Origin of the sequence: Psychrobacter immobilis (assembly GCF_003148585.1) — a bacterium.
GTDB lineage: Bacteria > Pseudomonadota > Gammaproteobacteria > Pseudomonadales > Moraxellaceae > Psychrobacter > Psychrobacter immobilis.
In genome coordinates this window covers 1-21,702 of the sequence record NZ_QGGM01000019.1, presented here as the reverse complement: position 1 = coordinate 21,702, position 21,702 = coordinate 1, and the positions used below count along the sequence as shown (strand labels likewise).

At 42.6% G+C, this 21,702-nt stretch carries 21 protein-coding genes and 3 pseudogenes; 19 read left to right on the top strand and 5 right to left on the bottom strand.

Translation table 11 applies throughout. The features are described from left to right. Positions 1 to 6 precede the first annotated feature (6 nt). From C8D84_RS12670 to C8D84_RS12655, 4 genes are all read left to right on the top strand, one after another. A complete protein-coding gene (locus tag C8D84_RS12670; protein WP_025645038.1) occupies positions 7 to 693 on the top strand; it encodes a response regulator transcription factor in 687 nt (228 codons plus the stop codon). Between the two features lie 100 nt (positions 694 to 793). Beyond that, on the top strand, positions 794 to 2,152 hold the full coding sequence (locus C8D84_RS12665) for a sensor histidine kinase (RefSeq protein ID WP_102090549.1): 1,359 nt from the start codon (positions 794 to 796) through the stop codon (positions 2,150 to 2,152). Positions 2,153 to 2,516: 364 nt separating this feature from the next. Further along, on the top strand, positions 2,517 to 2,987 hold the full coding sequence (locus tag C8D84_RS12660; RefSeq protein WP_025645042.1) for a diacylglycerol kinase: 471 nt from the start codon (positions 2,517 to 2,519) through the stop codon (positions 2,985 to 2,987). Positions 2,988 to 3,005: 18 nt separating this feature from the next. Further along, positions 3,006 to 3,794, top strand: a complete 789-nt coding sequence (locus C8D84_RS12655) for a PAP2 family lipid A phosphatase (RefSeq protein ID WP_227674895.1) — start codon at positions 3,006 to 3,008, stop codon at positions 3,792 to 3,794. A gap of 445 nt (positions 3,795 to 4,239) precedes the next feature. Here the strand turns inward: C8D84_RS12655 and C8D84_RS12650 are convergent, their stop codons facing one another. Further along, positions 4,240 to 5,499 (bottom strand): ferredoxin reductase family protein, encoded by a 1,260-nt coding sequence (locus C8D84_RS12650; protein WP_020444588.1) that lies wholly within the window; start codon positions 5,497 to 5,499, stop codon positions 4,240 to 4,242. Positions 5,500 to 5,819: 320 nt separating this feature from the next. Between C8D84_RS12650 and C8D84_RS12645 the strand changes: the two genes are divergently transcribed. The 11 genes and pseudogenes from C8D84_RS12645 (at position 5,820) to C8D84_RS12595 (ending at position 14,541) form a co-directional block, all read left to right on the top strand. Next, complete coding sequence (locus tag C8D84_RS12645) at positions 5,820 to 6,425, top strand: cytochrome b/b6 domain-containing protein (protein WP_020444589.1); 606 nt, start codon at positions 5,820 to 5,822, stop codon at positions 6,423 to 6,425. 19 nt (positions 6,426 to 6,444) lie between these two features. Beyond that, positions 6,445 to 7,119 (top strand): response regulator, encoded by a 675-nt coding sequence (locus C8D84_RS12640; RefSeq protein ID WP_020444568.1) that lies wholly within the window; start codon positions 6,445 to 6,447, stop codon positions 7,117 to 7,119. 64 nt (positions 7,120 to 7,183) lie between these two features. Further along, complete coding sequence (locus C8D84_RS12635) at positions 7,184 to 8,647, top strand: ATP-binding protein (RefSeq protein ID WP_011959972.1); 1,464 nt, start codon at positions 7,184 to 7,186, stop codon at positions 8,645 to 8,647. Between the two features lie 99 nt (positions 8,648 to 8,746). Next, positions 8,747 to 9,337 (top strand): PepSY domain-containing protein, encoded by a 591-nt coding sequence (locus C8D84_RS14055; RefSeq protein WP_011959973.1) that lies wholly within the window; start codon positions 8,747 to 8,749, stop codon positions 9,335 to 9,337. Beyond that, positions 9,330 to 9,644, top strand: coding sequence for a hypothetical protein (locus C8D84_RS12625; RefSeq protein WP_109592595.1), 315 nt, complete (start codon positions 9,330 to 9,332; stop codon positions 9,642 to 9,644). The genes C8D84_RS14055 and C8D84_RS12625 overlap by 8 nt, the downstream gene beginning before the upstream one ends. Positions 9,645 to 9,699: 55 nt before the next feature. Continuing rightward, entirely contained in the window at positions 9,700 to 10,782 is a 1,083-nt protein-coding gene (locus tag C8D84_RS12620; protein WP_011959975.1) for an FAD:protein FMN transferase, read from the top strand. Between the two features lie 63 nt (positions 10,783 to 10,845). After that, positions 10,846 to 11,529, top strand: a complete 684-nt coding sequence (locus tag C8D84_RS12615; RefSeq protein ID WP_011959976.1) for a hypothetical protein — start codon at positions 10,846 to 10,848, stop codon at positions 11,527 to 11,529. Between the two features lie 81 nt (positions 11,530 to 11,610). Beyond that, entirely contained in the window at positions 11,611 to 12,312 is a 702-nt protein-coding gene (locus C8D84_RS12610; RefSeq protein ID WP_011959977.1) for a VIT1/CCC1 transporter family protein, read from the top strand. A gap of 301 nt (positions 12,313 to 12,613) precedes the next feature. Then, positions 12,614 to 13,204 carry a recombinase family protein gene (locus C8D84_RS12605; RefSeq protein ID WP_109592593.1) on the top strand — a complete coding sequence of 197 codons (591 nt, stop codon included), beginning with the start codon at positions 12,614 to 12,616 and terminating at the stop codon, positions 13,202 to 13,204. A 99-nt stretch (positions 13,205 to 13,303) separates the two neighbouring features. After that, a pseudogene (locus tag C8D84_RS13915) lies at positions 13,304 to 13,422 on the top strand (hypothetical protein); the annotation flags it as partial. A gap of 357 nt (positions 13,423 to 13,779) precedes the next feature. Then, positions 13,780 to 14,541, top strand: a complete 762-nt coding sequence (locus C8D84_RS12595; protein ID WP_058368377.1) for a substrate-binding domain-containing protein — start codon at positions 13,780 to 13,782, stop codon at positions 14,539 to 14,541. A gap of 124 nt (positions 14,542 to 14,665) precedes the next feature. Here C8D84_RS12595 and C8D84_RS13910 read toward each other — a convergent pair. Then, positions 14,666 to 14,830: pseudogene (locus C8D84_RS13910) on the bottom strand (glyoxalase III HchA); the annotation flags it as partial. Between the two features lie 416 nt (positions 14,831 to 15,246). Between C8D84_RS13910 and C8D84_RS12585 the strand changes: the two are divergent. From C8D84_RS12585 to C8D84_RS12575, 3 genes and pseudogenes are all read left to right on the top strand, one after another. Then, entirely contained in the window at positions 15,247 to 15,945 is a 699-nt protein-coding gene (locus C8D84_RS12585) for an IS4 family transposase (protein ID WP_109592591.1), read from the top strand. Positions 15,946 to 16,147: 202 nt separating this feature from the next. Further along, a pseudogene (locus tag C8D84_RS12580) lies at positions 16,148 to 17,429 on the top strand (IS256 family transposase). Between the two features lie 118 nt (positions 17,430 to 17,547). After that, complete coding sequence (locus C8D84_RS12575; protein WP_068037304.1) at positions 17,548 to 17,982, top strand: COG4315 family predicted lipoprotein; 435 nt, start codon at positions 17,548 to 17,550, stop codon at positions 17,980 to 17,982. A 104-nt stretch (positions 17,983 to 18,086) separates the two neighbouring features. Here the strand turns inward: C8D84_RS12575 and C8D84_RS12570 are convergent, their stop codons facing one another. Continuing rightward, positions 18,087 to 18,914: a GNAT family N-acetyltransferase gene (locus C8D84_RS12570; RefSeq protein WP_157822716.1), complete on the bottom strand. Its 828-nt coding sequence runs from the start codon at positions 18,912 to 18,914 to the stop codon at positions 18,087 to 18,089. A gap of 314 nt (positions 18,915 to 19,228) precedes the next feature. Next, a complete protein-coding gene (locus C8D84_RS12565) occupies positions 19,229 to 20,161 on the bottom strand; it encodes a LysR substrate-binding domain-containing protein (RefSeq protein ID WP_109592589.1) in 933 nt (310 codons plus the stop codon). 226 nt (positions 20,162 to 20,387) lie between these two features. Between C8D84_RS12565 and C8D84_RS12560 the strand changes: the two genes are divergently transcribed. Further along, positions 20,388 to 21,470, top strand: coding sequence for a YeiH family protein (locus C8D84_RS12560; RefSeq protein ID WP_068037311.1), 1,083 nt, complete (start codon positions 20,388 to 20,390; stop codon positions 21,468 to 21,470). Positions 21,471 to 21,525: 55 nt separating this feature from the next. Here the strand turns inward: C8D84_RS12560 and C8D84_RS12555 are convergent. Beyond that, positions 21,526 to 21,702: transposase (locus C8D84_RS12555; RefSeq protein ID WP_319020956.1), on the bottom strand; the 177-nt coding region annotated here is incomplete at its 5' end.

Genomic DNA, 21,702 nt, shown 5'->3' with positions numbered 1-21,702 from the left:
GCCATTATGTATAAAATACTTATTATTGAAGACAATCCCGATATCGTCGCCAACATTTACGCTTTTTTTGAGACTAAAGGCTTTGAGTTAGACAATGCTCATAATGGCATTAGTGGCTTAACGCTAGCTTCAAATAATCGTTATGACGTTATCTTACTAGATGTGATGTTGCCTGGCATGGATGGCACCAAATTGTGCAAGGCGCTTCGAGAGGAATTGCATAATAAAACACCTGTGCTCATGCTGACGGCACGTGATACGATTCTGGATAAAGTCACAGGTTTTGATAGTGGCGCTGATGATTATTTGGTCAAGCCTTTTTCGCTCGTCGAATTAGAATCCCGTATTAAAGCTTTGATTCGTCGGCATCAAGACGATCATTTTCAACATAATATTACCGTTGGCAAACTGTCTTTAAATACCGATGAGCACACGGTTACTCGTGAGGGTAAATCACTCAAGCTCACGCCAACAGGGTTTAAAATACTGAATACCCTGATGAGCGCCGCACCTCGAGTCGTCAATAAGAATGAGCTTGAGGAAAAATTATGGGGTGAAGATATACCTCACAGCGATGCTTTACGTACGCATATGCATAGTGTGCGCGCTCAAGTTGATAAACCGTTTATTGAGCCGATGATCATGACCATAGCGGGCGTTGGCTATCAGATTATCAACCCTGATAAAGTCTAAAATTTCACAATACGATTTACAGATTAGAGTCTATTATAAGCAGTCATATCTATATTTTTTCTTACGCTATCTATTGCCTTACACTAAATAAGCGTCTGCCATGTTCACTATAGACTCAATCGCCAATAAGTTTCGAATCTCCTATTTTGTATTCGCTTTATTGCTTTGCACGGCTTTCGTCAGCATTTTTATGTATGCTGAGATGCGAATTGAACAGGACTTAGTGAAAGGGCGACTTTTACAGCAGCTACAAATCAGTCAAGAAAAATGTGGTGAACAGGCTGTTTATACAGCAAATCCGGGTATTAAAATTTATCGTTATGATAGTGCGCCTGAGAATTTAAAAACAATAGCCAACGGAACCGTTCAAGAAATGCGAGTAACCGTAAATAATAAAGCGGGTAAAACTGAAACTAATCTGCATTTTTTTGCTTATCCACAAAATGAGCAAAACTATATTTTGACCTACTTAGAAGGGTCTGAAATGGCGATGGAGAATTATCCTGTTTTAGCAATCTTTGAGAATCTAGAAGATATATTTGCTGATGCACTAAAAATTGCGGTCCTTTTGAGCTTACTAATCGCTGCGCTATTCTCTTATTTATCCTCTAAGCAAATCATCAAGCCTTTATTAGATCTAAAAAAAGCGGTAGAGACCGATCATCAAAATTTAACCGAATTAACCCACCTACCCTCAGAAGTTGGGGTGTTAGCACGAGCGATTGATGAGAAAAATAATAACCTTGAGCAGTATCTAAAGCGTGAGCAATTATTCACAGGCGATGTCAGCCATGAATTGCGTACCCCTTTAACCATAATAATGGGCGCATCCGAGGTATTAGCCTCCCAATTAGCGCACGACAGCTATTTAAGCGAATTTACCAACCGTATCAACACGACTGCAAAGGAGACCACTGAGATTATCAGCGCCTTATTACTACTCTCTCGTGCCCCTGAAAAACTGGATGCCCCGCAAACCTCTATTAATAGTATTGCTATAAATGAGGCGCAGCGCTTAAACTATCTACTCAAATATAAGTCAGTCACTTGTACAATAATCGCTGAACAAGTGTATTTTACAAACGTGCGTCCTGAACTGCTAAAAATGGCGCTAGGTAACCTCATTAAAAATGCCTTTCAATACACAGATGATGGCGAAGTCATCATAACTATCGATAGTGACAAAATAGTCGTTACTGATACGGGTCTTGGTATTCCTGAGAGTATGATGCCGCTGCTGTATGAGCGCTTTGAGCGTTTAGAGCATAGCAAAACGGATGGCAAAACGGATGGCAAAACGGATGACAATTCGAGCACAGATAAGGCATTTAGTAATAAGGTTGAAGGGTCGGGCTTAGGACTTAGTATCGTGCAGCGTATTATGACGCATATGGATTGGGAATTAACCCATCAAGCCAATAAAACTGGGGGCAGCAGCTTTAGTATTTATTATCGTTAAGGCTATCGAACGATAAGCCCAATTATATAGCTTTAGTCAAAGCAGTAGCCGACACCTCAATAGCACAGGTGTTAGTTACTGCTTTTTGGTTTGTCCAGTATTTAGGTATTAAGCTTAGTAAAGACGCTATATCAAAAGTCTAAAACCCGCAATTGCCCTACTTAAGCAACGGTATAAATTTAATTTCAGGGTTTTATCTTAACGCTTTCTTAACGATACCAATCTTATAATGATACCTAAGTGCTAACCAGTGCCCTCCTACACTGGGATCATTACAACAAGAATTATATCGGTGATTGCACTTTTTATTTTATTCCCAAAGCTTGCCATACCCTCTAACTTTAATGACTATTAAGCAATCAACATGAGTACTCGCAAACCTACTATTCTCGATAATGAAGCCGCAGATTTTGATTATAAACTTAAAGAAACAACTGGCTCTCTACTGGTAGCTGATAGCTTTGCGAGTGAAGTTAAAGGTAAAAAGGGGCTGTCTCGTATTTTAAAAGCGACGGGCTACTCGATAGATGGTTTTAAAGCGGCTTATAAATATGAAGCGGCCTTTAGGCAAGTTATTTGGCTTAACTTTTTACTACTTATCGTTTTAATATTTATGCCTTTTGCTATCTATATAAAAATGCTGCTGTTAATAGTTTCGTTTCTATCGCTTATCGTCGAGCTATTCAATACAGGTATCGAAGCCTGCGTTGACCATACTTCTACAGAACAACATCCGCTCGCTAAAATAGCTAAAGATGTCGGTTCTGCTGCCCAGTTTTTGGCGTTATTGCTATTGTTTGTTTTATGGCTGATGGCATTATTTAACGTCTTATAGCGAATAGCACTTGAGGTTTTGCAAATTAATATATTGAAAGGTATTTCAATGGCATTGGAAAATAACTCATCTGATTGGATGTGGCTTAAGCTGCTTTGCTTAACGATCATTACAGCGTTAATCTTTGAACATAGCCAGTTTGATATTCACATCAGCGAGCTTTTTTATACTAATGGGCAATGGCTTATACAAAAGGGCGCACAGCCTTATGCTTTCATCTTTTATGATGCTCCTAAAGCATTATTGATTTTGCTAGCCCTCTACTTAATCACTGTGTTAATTATTAAATACAGACAGCCTTCGAATAATGTTTCTATCATCAAGAATAGAAGTATCAATCAATTTATGGTTCCCTTTTCAGTACGTGAAATAAGCTACCTACTGATTATTCTTATCGTCGTACCTTCTACTGTTGCCCTATTAAAGAGTGTCACTCATGTCAGTTGCCCCAATCATTTAACGCTGTTTGGTGGGGACTTACCTTATCTGAATATTTGGCAAAACATAACCGCTAAAACCGATTCCAAATGCTTCCCAGCCGCCCATGCCAGTGCAGGGTTCTCTTTATATGGCCTGGCTTTTTTACCTAGTCTACACAAATATCGCTATAGGATATTTACAGTAGTGACTGTTTTAGGCTGGACGATGGGGCTGTATAAAATGAGTTTTGGCGATCACTTTTTTAGCCATACGCTGGTATCAATGCTGCTGTCACTGACAACAACTTGTACATTTGCCAGCTTCTTATTCAAAAAAGCAACCATTTATGAAGGCAGAAACATTGAGTCTAATACTTTGATAAGTTGATAACTACATTTATTATTAACACCTATAATCACACGTCATAATACTTAAGCTATGCATAAAATATTAGATGGTTCTATTTAGGGTATACCCATAAGGAACCAATTAGGTACTTTCACTGATTCGGTTCCCTAGTGAGGACTTGAATATTCGGTTGTACGCTATTGTTATCATCACTCCTAGTTATTTATAGTAGCTCCGTGTACACAGTAGTGTCCTTTTTAACATGAAATGGCGGTATATCCATTTCATGTTAAGTCACTGTAGACCATTAAGTATAAGACGGCCTTTAAACCACCAGGCTCCTGATCAACGTTCGATGACTTAAATTAATCTGTATACCATTGTCGTTCGCCTACTTAGCACTAGCACCGATGACTTTATGACTTGAGCCAGCGTGCCATTTGTCTTATTGGGTTTGTGTTAAGCACGGCAAATTGTACGTGTTCTAGCGAAAATCAAAAAACTCATAATGAATATTTTTGGCAGGAATACCATTTTCTTTCATTAACTCTTGTACTTTTCCTAAAAGCCCTTTTGGACCGCAAAAACTAATCTGAATCTGCTTTGGATTAACTTCACTGGCGACTTGCCGAATGGTTTCAGCCATGGCATTACTGCCACTTGGGTTGGCTACGAAATCTACTCCAGACTGTTCTGTCATCTCCTGCATACGCTCAACACTTGGAAAAACACGCGCAGGATCGAAGCAATATATCAGAGTGGCACGTTCAAAATGACCGATAGTTTTATCCTCTTGCCAAGAAATAAAGGGAGAGATTCCTACTCCGGCACCAATCCAGATTTCACGCTCTGCATTTGATATACGTTTAAAATTACCATGAGGCGCATAAATATCAGCCAACATACCCACTTTGGCTTGTTCATTTAGCTTTTTTGTATAATCACCCAATGCTCGAATCACAAAATGGATGTGTCCAGTATCAGAAGGTGCGTTAGCTATGGTAAAAGGATGCGGCTCGTGCAAACCTGGTTCTTTAAGAGAGATAAAGGCAAATTGACCAGCCTTAAATTGAAACCCTTTACGGACTGGCTCAAACTCCAAGTGTACCGCCGCTTTGCCCTGGGATATAGCGACTAACTTATACTCTCCGGCTTTGGCAATGAATGGGTACAATATCATCTTGTACAATGCTGCAATCACGCCTACAGAACAAAGTAGTGCTAACCAAATACCTGCTGGACTAGTCAGTGTGATGGGAGACTCAAAGCTCAGCCAATGTAGTATAACGATTAAAAAAAGTGGGCCTGAGAACTTATGCAACCAACGCCAGTTGCCATACGGGATTTTGCGATTCAGCGCCAGTAGTATAATCAGACCTAACGCGACAAGGCTGAGTTGACGCATCAAACGCGTCCAATATTTGGACAACTCCAAAATGGGCGCAAGATCCCAAGCGTCTAGCTTGGCTTTGAAGACAAAATGATAGACAGCGAAAATAAGTGCCCATATAGCAATCCACTTATGCGCTTCATAAACCCTGTCCAGACCGCCAAAGAGCCTTTCAATACCGTGCCAACGGCTAGCGAGTATGCATGAGCTTGCCATGCACGCTAAAGCCGAAGCACCCATTATCAAACTGACTGTTGCTGATGTGATCCACGTTTCAGAGGAAATTTGCATGAGTACAGTGATTGAAGTGATCAGTACGACACTACCGATCACTTGCCATGACTTTAAAGCCATAAGAATCTCCCGAAAAATTATTTTATTGCCGTTAAGAAAGCTTGATTTAACAAGTAGGTATTTATTGAGAAGTATGGCTAATAATACAGCCTGATTCTTAAATAATTCTTAAGTGGTGTATATGGCACGACGTAGGCTACCGGTTCGCTGCACAATGATTTACCTGTTTTAACGTCCTAAGCTCACCTTAAGATTTGTTTGTTGTAATAGCGATAAGGCAGATGATGTGATATCTCGTCTGCTTACGATATCTTGCTGATTTTCAGTGTTTAGCAGCGGGTGTTGTCAATAAACAAACAAATGATTAAGGAGTGACAACCATGAGCCAAAAAGACATCATTAATTGGGACGACTCTTCTGCACATGTACCGAACATGCCTAAAGCGAGGCAAGTAAAAGTTTGGGACCTATTAGTAAGAGTGACTCATTGGACAGTCGCAGCTGGTATTATTGCTAATCTGTTTTTTACCGAAGATGGTGGTGAGTGGCATGAGTATGTCGGCTATACCGTTTTGGGACTGGTGGTCATACGTTTACTTTGGGGTCTGGTTGGCACGCGCTATGCACGCTTTACTGGCTTTTTCCCCACACCAAAACGACTCAAACGGCATGTATCAGATTTAAGCGTTCGACGCGTTGATGAGCAGAATCTTGGTCATAACCCCTTGGCCGCACTGATGATGTTATCGTTATGGGCTGTGACTATAGGGTTAGGACTAACCGGTTATCTGATGGAAGCAGGGCTGTTTGGTGATAAAGAGGTGCTTGAAGAGATTCATGAGTTATTAGCAAACAGCTTATATCTACTGGTTCCTCTACATATCATCGCAGCGATTGCCATGAGTTACTGGCAACGCCAAAACCTCATTAAATCAATGATAACGGGCAAAAAAACGGTGACAGACAAGCCGACTACTATGAAATAAGTCAAGCGATGGAGCACTTATGGCACGCATATTATTGATAGAAGACGACAGCACCATCGCTGATGGAATTGTCCTTGGCTTAAAAAGTCATGGCATGATGGTGGATTGGTTTGGTGATGCCAAGCAAGGTGAGATGGCGCTGCAAGATGGCATGTTTGATGCGGTACTGCTGGATTTGACCTTGCCAAAAGGTGATGGCATGACCGTCCTAAAAAACTGGCGGGAAAAACACATAGATACGCCAGTATTGATTATCACCGCTCGCGATGCGATTGCCAATCGTGTGGCAGGACTCAATGCCGGCGCTGATGATTATTTGGTGAAGCCATTTGCATTAGATGAGGTGATTGCCCGTCTACAAGCATTGATGAGACGCAGCCAAGGTCGGTGTCAACCTGAAGTCCGTTATGGCGAAGTGGCCTATCAGCCTCAGAATCAGCAAGTCTCTTATCAAGGCAAAATGGTAGAATTAACCATCAAAGAAGTGGCAATCTTAGAGCAAATGCTGACCCACCCTAAGCAAATCCACAGCCGCGCAAGCTTAGAAGACAAGCTATATGGGTGGCAACAAGATATCGAAAGCAATGCCATTGAAGTACACATTCATCATTTACGTAAAAAACTGGGCAATGATTTTATCTTGACCAAACGCGGTATTGGCTACTATCTCAATCCAGTCCATAACCACCATTAACCACCGTTAGGCATTCAACGGTCTGTTTTTGGTGCCTCCACTTTGTCTGCTACTTGGTGAGCCTATGAAAAGTATTCAGCAACGGCTATTAACATCGCTACTGATTGGTTTACCTTTGCTGTGGGTGCTTACCTCAAGCTTTATTGCGTGGAAGCTTTGGCACGAAATCAATGAGATGAATGACACCCAAATCACTCAAGTTGCCCGTTATTTAATAGGGGTCGCCCCCAAAGAAGAGGACGATAAAGACCATCATAGGCAAAGGGATGATAACAAAAAGCACACGCCCAAAATCTATGCGTTAAAAAGTAAGCAGCTATCAGGTGATCTTGGTGAGGCTGAGGATGACTATATGGGCTTTGCCATTTGGGATAAAAAAGGCCGTCTATTAATGGCTGATGAAAATGGTCAATCATTTGCTTTTTTGCCAGACCAGCATGGGTTTTTAGAAGAGCATGATTCTGCCTATCAGCGCCTCAACCCTTTTAGTAAGCGCTGGCGTTTATTTTACGTCCATGATGATCATGACTATGAAGGTCGGGTCATTGCCGTCGGACAGAACCTCAAATCTCGCCGAGAGATGATTACTGATGCCATGTCCGTGCAAGTGCTGCCGATGTTGATTGGGCTATTTGCATTTATGGGTTTGGTGGTGTGGCTGATCCGGCGGGGGTTTATGCCGTTAACTCAGATTAGTAGTGCGCTTGAACAGCGTCAACCGCAAGATGATAGCCCCATCACAGCGGACGTGCCCAAAGAGATCCAACCGTTAGTGAGCGCCTTAAATGTCTTGTTTGTAAAAGTCGCGGATACCCTAGCACGTGAGCAGCGCTTTACCGCCGATGCCTCACATGAGCTTAGAAGCCCGCTTGCGGCGTTAAAGCTACAAGCTGATTTGTTACAGCAGCAGATATTGCAGTTATCTGGCGTAGAAGACGATAATCAGCTGTTCTATCATGCCCAAAACATTAGCAATGGCATTGAGCGGGCCACTCATTTGGTCGATCAACTGCTGATTTTAGCCAAAATAGAACCGCAACAACAATTACCTCCTGAGCAATTAGAAAGTCCGGATTGGTTGATGCTAACGGATATTGTACTCAGTGATGTCAATCGGCTGGCTCGTGAAAAGCACATGCAATTAAAACGCACTGTGAACTGTGACAATCCTGCTGATATTCTACCCATCCTTATCAATCCAATTTTATTCAAACTGCTCATCCGTAACCTGTTGGACAATGCCATTCGCTATTGTCCCGAGGGCGCTTTGATTGAACTTCAGCTCGACACCAATGCTATTAGAGTGGTCGATAATGGCAGTGGCGTCGAGCCAGAACAACTGACGCGCTTAAGCGAGCGCTTTTATCGCCCAGCAGGTCAAAGCCAATTAGGTAGCGGTCTTGGGCTATCCATTGCCAATCGAATAGCAGAGCTGCACGGTCTGACGTTAGAGTTTGCTAACCGCTCTCAACCAGAAACTGGCTTTATCGTCACGATAAGACATAAAAAAGCGATATCAAGCATCTGATAAAACGATAAAAATTAATCGGCGTGGGCTTAAGGTTGAGTTAATATTTACCCCGTATGCTAGTTGTATTCCCTAATAATATAGACGGAGTACAATCTTATGAGCCTACCTCTATTAAAACCCTTATTATTGACTGTTGGTGCAACCTCATTAGTGTTTTTTGGTGGCGTTATCGCCTTATCTGTCCAGTCGCCCAGCGCTGATGACGCACTATCAGCTGCGAATGCCATGAGTCAAAATACTGACATTACCTCTATATCCTCTGATTTATCGTCCTTTAAAGCCGTGGCAAACCCTCTCACGCAATCCCCATTTGCCAATCCATCACCTCTGGCGGCACTCACAGCCACGCAAGCAACTGCGCTTGCGCAGCAAGACGCGCCCAATTCAGTATTGCAGGCTTCACCCGAGCTCGTCAATTATAACGGCACCGTCGCTTATGAGGTGCTATTAGACAGCGGCGCTACTTATATTGATGCCAGTGTCGGCACTGTACTGAATCCGGTTGCGACCAATGACTATCGTGCTGAGAGATTTGACGATGACGATTATGAAGATAAGCACCACGATGATGATAAACGTAAAGAGGATAAACATCGCAAAGCACACGATAAAAAATACTATAAAGAGAATGATCGCCTAATCGCCATGAGCTATCAGCAACATGATGAGGAGGAATACGATGACTAATACCAAATCACATTCGACACCAGCCGTCAAAAAAATGGCTAAAAAAGCAGATCCTTTTGCCGCTCTTAAAAGCAGCATTATGATGGTCTCGATTGCAGGTACTATGGCAGGATGGCTGGTACTACTCAATCAAGAACAAAAAACTGCCCCTGTGAGCACTGCCATTATAAGCACTGCTGTTGCTGAGTCTGATGAAAGGGCAGTCACGCCAACGCCCATCGCTGATATCAATCAATTGCGACAGGTCAATGCAGTCGCACCTGTTGAGGTAATAAGGGTTGTCGCTCGTACGCGATCTTCTCAATAAATAAGAAAAACCACAGATTATTTAGTTTGAATGTTTAGTCAAGGGAGGGCTTTGAATGCACACAAATATGTCCAATCAAACAACACCGCAACTGGCAACGATTAAACTGTTTGCCATGGGTTGTCACATTCAAATTAGCTTAAATACCACAAGACTGAGCGCGCAACCTTCACAAATGAGAATAGACCAACAAGTCGCTTTTTTGACAAACGATATTCAGCAGCGCTTAGCTGACTGGGAACATATCTTCAGTCGTTTTGATGACAGCAGTGAGCTTATGAGACTGAATAACCGTGGCGACCAATGGTCTGAGGTGAGTTCAGAATTATTTGAGGTGTTGCAGCGTGCCATTCACTTTGTCTCAAAGACTCAAGGCTTAGTAACACCAACGTTATTGCACCCTCTATGGGACGCAGGCTATAAGCATTCATTTGAGACCTTGCCCAAAATGTCTGTGCCATCATTACCTGTTACTAGCGTAAGCACCCCTACAAACGTGCAAGACACGACAAGTGCTAACCATGCCAATCAGCAGATAGAAGGTATTCAGCTTCGCCAGTTAGCTGACAGACAACATCAAGTATATCTGCCAGCTGGCATGGCACTGGATTTGAATGGATATGTCAAAGGGTGGTGCGCCATGCAGTTGGCGGAAAATATTAGCCGAGTTCATGACTGGCATATTCCCTGCTTAGTCGATATGGGTGGGGATATCGCGATTGGTGTTCCAAAAAACCCAACAGATAAACCGGTGTCTTGGGGAGTGGCTGTTGCCAAGCCGTATTTTGCCAATAGTGAGCACGTTCACAATGATGAAGATGTGGCGATCCTCAAGCTCAGCTCTGGGGCTGTCGCCACATCTGGGCAAGATTATCGTCGCTGGTTGCACGACGGCCGCTGGCAACATCATTTGATCCATCCGCATGACTTGCGTCCAGTAACAAGTGACGTCCTAACTGCAACGGTACTGGCGAAAGATGCGATGACGGCGGAGGTATACGCCAAATACTGCGTGCTTCTTGGTGTTAAAGCAGCCGTGGCGTGGCTCAACAAACACCATATTGCGGCGTTGTTAATAGATAGGGATAACAAAGTGATGGTGACTTCTGCCATGCGTCCAAACCTGCTTGCTAGTTAATTTATCACGCGACATGCGCTAGATATCAATACATTAAGTAAAGCCATTCATAGGAGCATAGTCATGCATACAGACCATCCTACCAGCAGTCATACTGCTTCCAATACTAATGTTCTCACTCAGGCTCTATGGGTTGGCTTAACGTTAAGCATTGCTATCGGAGTTGGTGGTTATGCGTCGTTAACTTGGGGAGAGACGGTATCTCAGCTACTGACCAGCACAGATAAACACTTTTGGTATTTATCACGGGCAAGCGGTGTTATCGCTTATACGTTATTTTGGTTGGCAGTCATTTTTGGCTTGTTGTTAAGCACTCGTTTAGGCAAGCGCTTTAATGCAGCGCGGGTATTTGTCTTACATCAGTATCTAAGCCTGATTGCCGTAGGCTTTGCCGCGTTTCATGCTGGTATCTTATTAGCAGATAATTTCTTAAATCTGAACTTATGGCAGGTGCTAATGCCTTTTGGTTTTCAGACTGAGCGTGTGGGCGTGGCCTTGGGGCAGTTGGGGTTTTGGTTCTTATTTATCTGTGCGTTTAGTTTTTATATTAAGCAGTATATTGGTCAATCAGCATGGCGCTGGCTACACTTTTTGACCTTTATGGCGTATATGTTCATCAGTATTCATGTGTTTATGGTGGGCTCAGACAGTCGCGCGCTGCCTTTGTTATTATTTTATGCCGGCAGTCAAACAATAGTCTTTTTACTAATAACCTATCGAATAATCGCTTTAAAGCAAGCAAGGTAACTATGTGGAAATTGGTGTGTCATTATAGGCTACACTGACATATTCTAATTTATGTCTAAATCGTTTGAGGGTATCTATGCTATGCATCATTCTATTCACGACGAAGCTCATCTAAGCAATCGCAATCATTGGCTTAGGGCAGCAGTACTTGGTGCCAATGATGGACTGATTTCAACCGCGAGTCTATTAGTCGGTGTCGCTGCAGCAAGTGCAAATAGTCAAACACTGCTATTGACAGGGATGGCCGCGTTAACCGCAGGTGCTCTATCGATGGCAGCTGGTGAGTATATTTCAGTATCGTCTCAAGCTGATACCGAAAAAGCGGATCTGGATAAAGAGTTGCATGAACTGACTCATAATGCTGAGCGCGAGCTATTTGAGCTCACCAAAATTTATGAGAAACGTGGACTGGATCATGTCTTAGCGCATCAAGTTGCCATAGCTTTGACTGAGCATGATGCACTAGAGGCGCATGCCCGAGATGAGATTGGTTTGACAGATCTGAGTCAAGCTAAGCCGATTCATGCGTCAGTTGCTTCTGGATTGTCATTCATTGCGGGCGCCATATTACCGATTATTGGTATTTTACTTTTGCCAGCACAAACACTGGTTTGGTCACTCGCGACTTTAACGATAGTAGGCTTAGCGCTACTTGGCATAATATCAGCGCGCTTGGGCGGTGCCCCTGTTATTCCTGCTACGTCTAGAGTTGTGATATGGGGTGTGCTCGCTATGGTCGCAACATCATTGATTGGTCGGTTGTTTGGGGTGGCAGCATTATAGGGGCCTCATAAAACTGGTCAGTAAATAAGGGTATACCCCAAGGAAACCAGTTATTTTACCTTTCAAACCTATTAACAGACTACTTAAAGCAGACTGTTAGCATGGAACCATCTATAACAGACTTTTGAATTATAAGACTGGCTGCTGTGCTTTTTTCCTATCATTAGCCTATACCTAAAACATAAAACTTCTAAACGATAACTTAGCTATCATTAGACTTGTTTCTAAAATTAAATGATAGTAATATCTTGCTATTATCAATGAACATTAATTATTAAGTCTAAGTAATAGAGGTCGCGTTATGACCGTTCGTATTTATGTGAGAGCCAGCACTAAGGATCAAGACGCTAAGAGAGCCTTGTCTGACTTGATTACCTTTAGCCAAAGCTATAACGTTAAACATGTTGAGTACGTTGAGCATTTCAGTGGTACAAAGCTCGATAGGCCAGTATTAGCTAAGCTATTAAAAGACGCTGATCAAGGCGATATTCTGCTGGTTGAAAGCGTGGACAGATTAAGCAGGCTATCTCAAGATGATTTTGCAATTCTAAAGCAGCGCATCAAAGACAAGGGCTTGCGATTGGTGGTGGCTGATCTACCAACTACGCATACGGTAAGTAAAGGCATGACAGGTGAGATCCTAACAGTGATTAACCATATGCTGATCGACTTATTAGCAACGATGGCAAAGCTTGATAACGACAAGCGTAGAGAGCGTATCAAGCAGGGATTGACTAACAGTGGCTATAAGCCCTCCGGTAAGAAGCCTAATACAACGAAACACAATCGTATTAGAGAATTAGACAGTCAAGGCAATATGACAAAAGAGGAGATCGCTAAGGCGGTTGGTGTTGGGGTAGCTACGGTTTATCGGGTGTTAAAGCAGGGCTAGACGACACTATGTCGGAGGGTCTCCAAACCCGGTACGGTTCACCTAGCAAACATTCGTTATTTTTTGGCCTTAACTAAACTTTGTGCGTAATGGTATTTTCTGGCTGACTTCTACTTTGAACGCATGTTACCGCGCACTCAAGGTCATGCTGAAGAATGGTCAATCCTTCAAAAACCATGACGTCATTGGCCGCTGAACACTTTAGCTTTGACTACTAATTAATAGTGTCAAAACGATAAAAAGAGCGCCGATGCACTCTTTTTATTCCTAGTCCGACCTTACAATTCAACTTCCCCCAGCAACTTAGCTGTCGCTCCAATTTTCTGGCCTCATCCTTAGACTTTGGCAAAAGCGTCCCCTACAGTTAAAAAGAGTTCACTACGCTCACTGATAGTTTCTTTAGAGTAAGTGCATTAAAAATTCCGTCATGTCTCTGTCTTTCTACAACTTAAATTTAAGTAAGAAAATCGCGCTAATATTTAAAAAACTCTTTAACAAAAAAAATAATATAAATATTTAAATACATCAGCAAAACAAATATTATCAACATTCACATATCAATAAAGGGAATAAAAATGTCAAAAAATTATAAGCTCAGCCACTATATCTTTCCGCTCATGCTGGGCTTTTTATCAATGAATGCTATAGCGGCAATTAATGTCTATGGTCCAGGTGGACCAGCACCAGCGATGCACGAAGCAGCGAAACAATTTAAAAATAAAACAGGGATTGATGTCCATGTAACCGCGGGCCCTACTTCACAATGGAGCGACAAAGCCAAGCTTGATGCCGACGTCATCTATAGTGGTTCGGAAGCCATGATGTCTGATTTCGAAAGCTTATTTGCCGACAAAATCGTAAAGGACTCGATTGAGCCTATTTACCTACGCCCTGCTGCCATTTTAGTCAGAAAAGGCAATCCCAAACATATTCAAGGATTTAAAGATCTAAGCAGGCCAAACACTAAAGTTTTGGTCACCCATGGCGCAGGCCAAGTCGGCATGTGGGAAGATATTGCAGGTAGAACGGGCAACATTCAGCTCACAAAATCCTTCCGTAAAAATATCGCCATGTATGCACCCAATACAGGCACAGCGAAAAAAGCATGGGAAACTGACAGCAGCTATGATGCATGGTTGGTGTTTAATATTTGGGGAGTCAGTAATCCAGACATTGGGCAAATTATCCCGATCGAACCTGAACTGGTGATTTACCGTGATGCAGGTGTTGCACTAACTCAACACAGTCTAAAAAATCCTGAAGCAAAAAGTTTTATTACGTTTTTAAGCTCTGCACAAGGCCATGCGATTTTTAAACAGTTTGGTTGGAACAAATGAGTGCTTAATTTTAATCTTTGATCCACATTCAAGATCAGTTTCCAAGCTTAAAAAATCGAACTTTTAACAAGCAAATTGGACATAAAAAAGAGCGCCACGGCGCTCTTGATTGAAGAAAATATAACTACTGAACCTCGGCCAAAAGCGTTTGTGCTGCCATTTTACCCAAGGTATTCGATGCCAAAGGACTATCTCCTGTAATTAACTTACGGTCTTGAATACACTGTCTCGACATCTCTTTATTAACCACTTCCACACCCAACTTTTCTAAGCGATCTGCCAGCAACCATAGTCAACATGAAAAAAACGAAAATCTCATGCAAGCCTTTGAAGCGATCCAAGCCAAATACGGCAAATCTAAAATTGCATTGAGTGGTTGTTATTTGCCAAATCGTGCTTGGAGTATGAGCTGAGATCGTTTGACGCAGAATTATTTTAGTTGGGATGGGTTACTTCGGGTGTAGCACCGCCCAGTTCAACATCAGTAAATTCATAAAGTTAGCAACACAATCCAAGAAATAAGAAATTTATCTCTGCACACGACAAAAAAACAAAAAGTCTGTTAAAGCAAAGGCATAATAGTAATTTTTAAGACGAATCAGACCATGCCAAACTTTAACAGACTTAGTGAGACTTTAACCCAAAACCTGAGCATGAACAAGGCAAGAATCAATTGTTTGAGCCTAATGATAATAGCCCTGATTACTGCTCAAAGCAGTAATCTTAAAAAAAATAGCAAGACACCTTCCTAAGGGTGGCAAGACCGACAGTCACTATCGCAGACTACAGCGATTTTTTGCCGAAGCGAGGATAGACTACGATCAACTGGCTTTAATGATATATCGACTATTTGGGCTAGGCAAAGTCACCTTAACCATTGACCGCACCAACTGGAAATGGGGTAAAAGTAACCTCAACATCTTTATGCTAGGGGTGGTATATAAAGGGATAGCCATCCCCTTATACTGGCAAATGCTAGATAAGCGAGGTAATACAAACCATCTTGAACGCTGTGAACTTATTGAGCGGTTTATCAAACAATTTGGCAAAGATAACCTTGAGATGATAGTAGCAGACAGAGAGTTTGTTGGCGAAAAATGGTTTAACTGGCTCACCAATAATCACATACCCTTTGCCATACGGATTAAGAAGAACAGTAAAGTTAAGAATCATCATGGCAAGTTGGTACAGATTAAAGAGTTATTACGCCATGTTAGCCATCAAGAAACATATCGACATGGGCGAATACTGACTGTCGATGGTTGTTTGGTTCGAGTATTTGCCAAGCGTGATAAAGACTACGGTTTAGTGATTGTGGCCACCAATCAACTAGAAACAGTGGATGCGATGACAAGCTATGCTAAGCTAAGCGTTGGGAGATTGAGACTTTATTTGCTTGTCTAAAGGGCCGTGGCTTTAATCTTGAAGATACCCACTTAACCCATCTTGATCGGGTCAGTAAATTAGTCGCAGTGAACGCCTTAGCATTTTGTTGGGCTTATCATGTCGGTATTTATAAAGACAAAGATAAGCCGTTAAAGCGCAAGTTGGGGAGTTTCCCAAACTTTGTGTAACTGCTTATAATCCACTAACAGGAGAATAAGCAATGACTAACCAATCTGACATCAAGAAACTGGCTGAGCAAATGGCCAGCAGCATGAAAAGCTTCGATGACATCAAAGACTTTCAAAAGCAGCTCATGCAGTCCTTCATCGACACTGCCCTAGAAGCAGAAATGGAAGAGCATCTCGGCTACCCCAAGCATGAAAAGGCAGACAGGCCTAATAAGCGCAATGGGCACACTAAAAAGAGAGTCCGTAGCGACACAGGCGAGCTTGAGATCTCCACCCCCAGAGACCGCGACAGTAGCTTTGAGCCTGTACTTGTCAGTAAGCATCAAACCCGTATTTCAGGTCTTGATGATAAAATCATATTTCACTACAGGCATAGCCTTACGTCTTGCGCTTCGGGCAAGTGTCTCCCAGACACTTGCTGATCCTCGCTCATACGCCAAAGGTCAAACCACCACTGAGATCGTAGAGAGCATTAAAGAGCTCTACGATGTCGACATCTCAAGCTCTCTTGTCTCAAGAGTCACCGATAACATATTAGAGGACATCACCGCTTGGCAGAACCGGCCGCTGAGCAGTGTTTATCCTATCGTCTATTTAGACTGCATTGTCATTAAAGTACGTCAAGACAAGCAGATCATCAACAAGGCAATCTATCTGGCCTTAGGCGTTGCTCTTGATGGTAAAAAAGAGCTGCTTGGCATGTGGCTATCAGAGAACGAGGGCGCTAAATTCTGGCTTGGTGTTCTCACTGAGCTACAAAACCACGGGGTTCAAGATATTCTTATTGCCTGTGTAGACGGCCTAAAAGGCTTCCCTGATGCCATTAATACGGTCTACCCTAACGCTCAGGTTCAGCTGTGTATCGTGCATATGGTGCGCTATTCGATGAAGTTCGTACCTTGGACGGACAAGAAGGCCGTAGCAGCTGATTTAAAGGCCATCTACGGTGCTGATACGCTTGAGATGGCAGAGGCCAACCTTGAGCACTTTGATGAAGTATGGGGCAAAGAGTACCCGCATGTCATCAAGTCTTGGCGTAATAACTGGGAGGGCTTAACGGTGTTCTTTGAGTACCCTAAAGACATCAGAAAAGTCATTTATACCACCAATGCGATAGAGTCGCTAAATAGTGTCATTCGAACAGCGGTGAATAAGCGTAAGGTGTTTCCCTCTGATCAAGCCGCCTTCAAGGTGGTCTATTTGGCAACTCAACAGGCATCGTCAAGGTGGTCGATGCCGATTCGTAACTGGACGGCGGCTCTTAATCGCTTTATAATTATGTTTGATGATCGTATCAGTAAGCATTTAATCTAAATGGCAGTTACACAGAATCTGGGATGGGCTCTTGCTGGTATCATTAATTTCGAGCTAAACCTATGACTTTTGCAAGAGGTCTACTGACTAATCATTTTCTAAGAATAAGGAAGTTACTATGAAGCGTATTATGATGTTATCTGCACTAAGTGGTGTTTTAGCGCTTACAGGCTGCTCGACAATGGATAAAGTATTTGGCACTAATATGTCAGGAATGAATGATAACCAGATGGTTAGTAGCAGCGCCGTACCAGTGACTAGTAGAAACGGTATGCTGGTTGATTCTACTAATTACATGACGCTATATACCTTTGACAAAGACACTGCCAATAAGTCGAACTGTACAGGTGATTGTTTAGCGGCTTGGCCAGCACTTACCGCCCCTAACAATGCCAAAAGCGTCGGTCAGTTCTCGACTTTTCAGCGTGATGACGGTACTTATCAGTGGGCTGCCAATAACATGCCGTTATACTTCTTTGTAAAAGACACTAAAGCTGGAGATGCAAACGGCGATAATGTAAAAGGCGTTTGGCATATTGTTCCAACTCAATAAAGCCCAATATATTGTAGAGACAAAAAACAGCAGCTATAACTAGTTATAGCTGGTGTTTTTTTATAGTGATACTGTCTGCAATAATACTTTTTAATACTACCTTATTAAGCAGGTCTGTTCGCCTCATCTTCAGAAGCAAGTGCTGCCTTTTTCCTATATAAAGGAAAGAAGTCAGAATTCAAATCTTCCTCGCTCAGACCAACCTTGGCTACCAATTCGGCATATTTCTCTGGGTTGACAATGAGTCTATAGGTTTTAAAATCAAACTCCTCAGAGGGGGAGCTAAAGCCTTTTTTATATTTGTATAGTGAGTCGAGGCTAGCACCAAGGCCACCGCCAAGGTGAAGTAATTTATAGTTATTTTCCCGCCCCCAGTCTCTTGCCACATGAGTAATCAGTTTAGCAGGCTGCAGTTTTCTATAATCGTCGAGCGTTCCTCCTAAATGATACTGCATAATCCCTGACTCCTCACAGGCAGTGTATAAAGAAGAAGCAATAGGCTTATCTTCTTGATAAGCCGTTATCAACAGCAATCTGCCTTGTAGGTTTTTAGACAAATTATAGTAATAATTGTCATCAAAAAAATAATAATCAGTGGCACCAACATTCGCCATCGTCTCTTCATAAATCTTTGAAAAGATTTTAGCGTTTTCTTCGTCCAACGCTTCAACCTTAGTAGTCACATCCATTTTCATTGCTTTTTTGATGCCACGGCGGTGCTGATTTTGAGTTTCTTGCCAGTATTCTTCTTCAGATTTAGTCAAATCAGAGGCTACTGTTAAGCCATGCTTTATTATTTTGCCAATAGCTGGGGGGCGCTCTCGTTCTTTGTTAATGATGGGATGCAGGCGCATAAACAAAGAGACACAGCCTTCTTCATAAAGAAAATCCTGAAGGCCTTTCAACATAATATCCAGCTCATCAGTGGTCACAGTGTCGTCAACCAGCGGACCGCCATACCCATAAGTAGAAGTGGCATCCCAGTACTTAGCGTCAATCTCTCTTATCATTAAAGGCAAATATATTTTTTTATTATTATAACCCCAGTTCGGGATAAGTGATTCATTAAGCTGCTGATAGTATTGATATTTTCTATTACTCTTGAAGACCAGCTAAGTCTTTGAAGACAGGCTTCTCTATAAACTACTGTCAAAAGCATGACTTTATAAGGTCAGATAATAATTATACAAATAGTATCAACAACTTAAGCACTGGCTTATCCCGAACTGGGGTTTTACTACTAAAATCAATCTTCTGTCAAAATATCAATAAAACTCTGCCAAATGGGGCTTTGATGACGCGCTTTATGCCACACCAGCCACCACGTGCGCGCTAAATCAATACCTGCTACTTTCACCTGCACCAGCTCTGCTTTATCCAATTCTGCTTGAATGACATACTGCGATAAGCAGCCAAGCCCAATATCGGCGCTGACCATATGCTTAATGGCTTCTGACTGCTGAATTGCCATGACAATCTCGGCATGCGGTAGATGCTGCAATAACTGCTCATCGATAATCTGCCGCGTCCCCGAACCCGCCTCTCGTACCAGTAATGGCAGCCTTGCCAATCGTTCAGCGCTGAGCTCATAGCATTTTTCTTTATGGTTATAGTCCATGTTTGCCAGCCATTTACTATGAGATTTAGCAAATACCATCAAGGTATCGGTCCGCCAAGCGCGCTGCTCAATGACTTTCATATCTGTCGGGCGCGGCATACCTTCTACAAGCGCAATATCGATATTTAATTGCTCAACCTCGCCGACCACTTCTTGGGTATTGGCAATATACATATCGATATGGGCATCGGGTAGCGCTTCGTACAATTTGGCAAGCAGCGGTGGCAATACATAATTACCGATAGTCGTGCTAGCACCAATATGAATCTGCCCTGCTTGATGCTTATGATAATGCTCAAGCGTTAAAGCTTGTTCCAAAATCGCTTGTGCCTGTATATAGATAGGATGGGCGTTTGGATGCTGATTGAGCCTGCGCCCGACGCGCTCAAATAGCGGCATTTGTAACCGCGCCTCCAGCTCAGTGAGTGCACTGCTGACCGCTGATTGCGATAAATGCAGCTCTTCACTGGCACGGCTGGTACTGCCAGTTTGATAAATACTGACAAACACTGATAATTGCTTGAGGGTAATCTTTGGTAATACCTGCATGGCTTTTTTCATAATTTCTCTGACACCCTATCTTATTGATACAACCTAAAAACCACCTGTTATTTTAAAAACCCTTTATTATCTAAAAAACCATCTTTTTAGCCCAAAGACTTTTATTAACCTAAAAAATCGATAGTTTTTATCTAATTAATCTGTTTTTATTATAGATTGGTCTGCCTTATAATGTCTATTCATAAGCTTATGCTTATTTCGATTATGGACAATAGGACACTTCGTCATGCACGCCTTAACTAAAACAGTGACCAACTACTTCCCAACCAATCGCCATTTCGCAGGTTTGATAGTGGTGTTTGTCGGTAGCTTATTTTGCTTATGGCTAAATACGAGCTTGGATGTCTGGAGTCACGGGCGCATTATAGGCTTGTCTTCGTTAACGCTAGCGATTTTGATCGGTATGATATTGGGCAATACCGTTTATTCTAGTTTCGCTGAGCAGCTACATGTGGGCGTGACATTTGCCAAAGGTCAAATACTGCGTCTCGCCATCATGTTTTATGGCTTTAAGCTGACCCTAACGCAAGTATCAAGTGTCGGACTGTCTGCGGTGATGAGCGATGCGTTGGTATTGACCTCGACTTTTTTAATCACTTATTGGTTAGGTACAAAATGGCTCAAAGTCGATAAACAAACGACGTTATTGATTGGTGCAGGCGCGAGTATTTGCGGGGCAGCAGCTGTTATCGCCGCAGAGCCAGTGATCAAGGCCGAAGCGCACAAAGTCACTATCGCTGTGGCTACGGTCGTGGTCTTTGGCACCATTGCGATGCTGCTTTATCCGTTTTTATACCATCTTGGTTGGTTGCAACCTTGGCTAAATGCTCAGCAGTACGGGATTTATACGGGTGCCACCATTCATGAAGTGGCGCAAGTCGTCGTCGCTGGTAACGCAGTCAGTCCCGAAGTGGGTGACACAGCGGTTGTCACCAAGATGATACGCGTGATGATGCTCGCGCCGTTCTTATTGGTTTTATCTTTTGCGTTGACCAAAGGCAGTAACGATCAAGGTAACAAACCCTCTGTAATGAGCCGCATTCAACAAGTCAAAGTGCCTTGGTTTGCCTTCATATTCATTGCCATCGTCTTACTGCACACTTGGGTGCCGATGACCGCAAGCTTTGAGCGTAGTATGGTGATACTAGACGATGTGCTGCTCACCATGGCAATGTTTGCGCTGGGTCTAACCACGCATTTGGGCGCTATCAAACAAGCTGGCGTTAAACCCCTTATCTTAGGTGCGATTATGTTTGCTTGGTTAATCGTTGGTGGCGGCTTGATCAATATTGGCATCGCTTCACTGTAAAAAAGCTATTTAACCCCAGTTCGGGATAAGCCACATTGTAACTCATTGATACTATTTACAATGTTGCTACCTGTCCCTGCTGAGGCATATTTTTGATGGTGGGTTTATAGGGAAACCAGCAATAAGCAATCAAACCTGACAGCAAGTTTGTGATAAACCCCGTGACACTACGATGGCGTGAGTGTTCGATTTGGCACAAGTTTTTAAGCTCTCCAAACACCGTTTCAACCAA

What these genes read in the sequence shown, in the direction of transcription:
- C8D84_RS12670 (WP_025645038.1), top strand. Translation starts at nt 7, where the DNA reads ATGTATAAAATACTTATTATTGAAGACAATCCCGATATCGTCGCCAAC.
- C8D84_RS12665 (WP_102090549.1), top strand. Translation starts at nt 794, where the DNA reads ATGTTCACTATAGACTCAATCGCCAATAAGTTTCGAATCTCCTATTTT.
- C8D84_RS12660 (WP_025645042.1), top strand. Translation starts at nt 2,517, where the DNA reads ATGAGTACTCGCAAACCTACTATTCTCGATAATGAAGCCGCAGATTTT.
- C8D84_RS12650 (WP_020444588.1), bottom strand. Translation starts at nt 5,499, where the DNA reads ATGGCTTTAAAGTCATGGCAAGTGATCGGTAGTGTCGTACTGATCACT.
- C8D84_RS12645 (WP_020444589.1), top strand. Translation starts at nt 5,820, where the DNA reads ATGAGCCAAAAAGACATCATTAATTGGGACGACTCTTCTGCACATGTA.
- C8D84_RS12640 (WP_020444568.1), top strand. Translation starts at nt 6,445, where the DNA reads ATGGCACGCATATTATTGATAGAAGACGACAGCACCATCGCTGATGGA.
- C8D84_RS12635 (WP_011959972.1), top strand. Translation starts at nt 7,184, where the DNA reads ATGAAAAGTATTCAGCAACGGCTATTAACATCGCTACTGATTGGTTTA.
- C8D84_RS14055 (WP_011959973.1), top strand. Translation starts at nt 8,747, where the DNA reads ATGAGCCTACCTCTATTAAAACCCTTATTATTGACTGTTGGTGCAACC.
- C8D84_RS12625 (WP_109592595.1), top strand. Translation starts at nt 9,330, where the DNA reads ATGACTAATACCAAATCACATTCGACACCAGCCGTCAAAAAAATGGCT.
- C8D84_RS12620 (WP_011959975.1), top strand. Translation starts at nt 9,700, where the DNA reads ATGCACACAAATATGTCCAATCAAACAACACCGCAACTGGCAACGATT.
- C8D84_RS12615 (WP_011959976.1), top strand. Translation starts at nt 10,846, where the DNA reads ATGCATACAGACCATCCTACCAGCAGTCATACTGCTTCCAATACTAAT.
- C8D84_RS12610 (WP_011959977.1), top strand. Translation starts at nt 11,611, where the DNA reads ATGCATCATTCTATTCACGACGAAGCTCATCTAAGCAATCGCAATCAT.
- C8D84_RS12605 (WP_109592593.1), top strand. Translation starts at nt 12,614, where the DNA reads ATGACCGTTCGTATTTATGTGAGAGCCAGCACTAAGGATCAAGACGCT.
- C8D84_RS12595 (WP_058368377.1), top strand. Translation starts at nt 13,780, where the DNA reads ATGTCAAAAAATTATAAGCTCAGCCACTATATCTTTCCGCTCATGCTG.
- C8D84_RS12575 (WP_068037304.1), top strand. Translation starts at nt 17,548, where the DNA reads ATGAAGCGTATTATGATGTTATCTGCACTAAGTGGTGTTTTAGCGCTT.
- C8D84_RS12565 (WP_109592589.1), bottom strand. Translation starts at nt 20,161, where the DNA reads ATGAAAAAAGCCATGCAGGTATTACCAAAGATTACCCTCAAGCAATTA.
- C8D84_RS12560 (WP_068037311.1), top strand. Translation starts at nt 20,388, where the DNA reads ATGCACGCCTTAACTAAAACAGTGACCAACTACTTCCCAACCAATCGC.